Source organism: Microbacterium sp. 13-71-7, assembly GCF_002257455.1.
Taxonomy (GTDB): domain Bacteria; phylum Actinomycetota; class Actinomycetes; order Actinomycetales; family Microbacteriaceae; genus Microbacterium.
Map to the genome: position 1 here is coordinate 1 of NZ_NCKN01000366.1, position 2,564 is coordinate 2,564.

Annotated in this window: 2 protein-coding genes; one reads left to right on the forward strand and one right to left on the reverse strand. The window is 72.6% G+C overall.

Translation table 11 applies throughout. The features are described from left to right. Window positions 1-77 precede the first annotated feature (77 nt). Window positions 78-1,346: a hypothetical protein gene (locus tag B7X32_RS20295; protein WP_292723898.1), complete on the forward strand. Its 1,269-nt coding sequence runs from the start codon at window positions 78-80 to the stop codon at window positions 1,344-1,346. A 159-nt stretch (window positions 1,347-1,505) separates the two neighbouring features. Here B7X32_RS20295 and B7X32_RS20300 read toward each other — a convergent pair. After that, window positions 1,506-2,564: cystathionine gamma-synthase (locus B7X32_RS20300; RefSeq protein WP_292723901.1), on the reverse strand; the 1,059-nt coding region annotated here is incomplete at its 5' end.

Sequence of the window (2,564 nt, forward strand, 5' to 3'; positions counted from 1 at the left end):
GATGTCCGTCATGCCCTCAGGCTACGACCAACGCCGGCGACCCCGCGGGCTCCGTCGGGGCCGGTAGTGTCGGCTCCATGTCCGACGGAACCGCATCCCCGGCCGGAGCGCCGGACGGAACCGGCGATGCCGCCGCGGTCACCGCGCCCGTCGGCGCTCGCGCTCGGCAGCGTGCGGCGGACCGCTGGTTCCGCGAGCAGGGACTGCCGACCTTCGTGCCGCTGCGGCGGTGGTTCACCGATCTGCCGCGCCGCGTCGCCCCGCTGGTGACCGCGGTCACCCTGGCCGCCGCCCTGCTCGGGGGCATGGTCGACGCGATCGACGTGGCCGCGGAGCTCCTCCCCGACGACGAATGGGCCCTGCTCGGGCTCGTGCTGCTGATCCTCGCCCTCACCGCCGTGATCGCCTGGGTGGGCTTCCGGCTCGTGCGCGCGGCTCTGCGCCGACTCTCTGCGCGGGCCGGGACCGCGATCGCGGGGGTCGTGATCGCCGCTTGCCTCATCGCGCTCATCGTGGTCGGCTACCTCCTGCGACCGGGAGCCCTGGTCGCTCCGGTGATCGAGGGGCTGGTCCTGGTCGCCGTCTGCATGCTGTTCACGGGAGCCGGCGGCGGCGCCCTGCTCTCCTGGGGCAGCCGCCTCGCGGTGCGCAACGTCTCGGCGATCGGGCACATGGCGTCGATCGCGCTTCCCGTGATCCTGATGCTGGTGGTCTTCGCCTTCTTCTCCGCCGAGGTCTGGCAGATGAGCTCGGCGCTGCCCTGGGGATCCATCGCCCTCATCGGCGCCGTCGTCGCCGCGCTCGCGCTGATCGTGGTGCTGCGGGTGTGCGCCTCCGAGATCGACGAGATCCGTCAGACGCTCACCCCCGAGGAGCGCACCGCGCTCCTCGCCGGCACGCCGATCACGCAGGACGGATCCGGCTCCGCGCCGTCCGCGCCGCTGCGCTTCGTCCAGCGCTTCAACGTGATGCTCGTGATGGCGGTGGCGCAGCTCATGCAGGCGGTGCTGTTCGCGGCGATGCTGTGGGCGCTGCTCGTGCTCATCGGCGGCATCGCCATCCCCGTCGGGATCGTCGAGCTGTGGGTGGGGCCGGGAACGCCCGCCCACCCGCTGCACGTGGACCGCCTGGCGGTCGGCGGCGCGACGCTTCCGATCACGATGAACCTCGTCAAGACGGCGGCGTTGATGTCGATCATCTCGTCGCTGCCGTTCGTGCTGTCGGCCGTCAGCGAGCAGCGCTACCGGGAGCGCTTCTTCGACCCGATCATGGCCGATATGCGGCGCGCGATCGTCGTGCGCGACGTCCTCGTGGCCCGCACCCGCGGCGGGCGCGCGTCCGCCTGACCCGCCCCGGATGCGCGAGATGCCCGGATGCGCGAACGCGCCGGCCGCCCGGCTGCCGAGAAACCAGATCCCGCATGAGAAACCACGTCTGCCGCGGTGTCTCATGCAGGATCTGGCTTCTCGCGAGCGGCGAGAAACGAGCGGATCCGGTTCCGCGCGTCAGGCCTGCAGCGCCTGCTCCAGATCGGCGAGCAGGTCGGCGATGTCCTCCAGGCCGACCGAGAGGCGCACGACCTCGACGGGCACGGCCGCTTCGGTGCCCCGCACGGAGGCGTGCGTCATCGCGTCGGGGTAGTTGACGAGGGACTCCACGCCGCCGAGCGACTCCGCGAGCTGGAACACGTGCGTCGACTCGGCGAAGCGGCGGGCCGCCTCCCCTGACTCCAGCGCGACCGAGACGATGCCGCCGAAGCCCGACATCTGCCGGGCGGCCAGCTCGTGCCCCGGGTGCGAGGGCAGGCCGGGGTAGTAGACGCGCGCGACGCGGGGGTGCGCGTCCAGGAACTCGGCGACGGCGCGGCCGTTCTCGTCGTGCTGGCGCATCCGCACCGGCAGCGTCTTGATACCCCGCGTGGTCAGCCAGGCGTCGAACGGGCCGGAGACGGCGCCCACCGCGAACTGCAGGAAGCCGATCTTCTCGGCGAGCGCGTCGTCGCGCAGTACGACCGCGCCGCCGACGACGTCGGAGTGCCCGCCCAGATACTTCGTGGTGGAGTGCACGACCACGTCGGCGCCGAGCTCGAGCGGACGCTGCAGCGCGGGGGTCGCGAAGGTGTTGTCGACCACGACGACGGATCCGGCCTCGTGTCCGATCGCGGCGAGCGCGGCGATGTCCGAGATGCGCAGCAGCGGGTTCGACGGCGTCTCGACCCAGAGCACGCGCGGCGCCCGGGTGGCCACGGCGTTCCGCACCGCGTCGGTGTCGCTCATGTCGACCACCTGCACGGTCACTCCCCAGGCGCCGAGCACCCGCGAGATGAGGCGGAACGTGCCGCCGTAGACGTCGTTGCCGAGCAGCACGTGGTCGCCCGGCTGCAGGATCGCGCGCAGCAGGGTGTCCTCCGCGGCGAGGCCGGAGGCGAAGGAGTAGGCGTGCGTGCCGCCCTCGAGCGCGGCGAGCTGCGCCTGCAGCGCGTCCCGCGTGGGGTTGCCGCTGCGGCCGTACTCGTAGCCCTGGCGGAGCCCCCCGATCCCGTCCTGCACGAACGTCGTGGACAG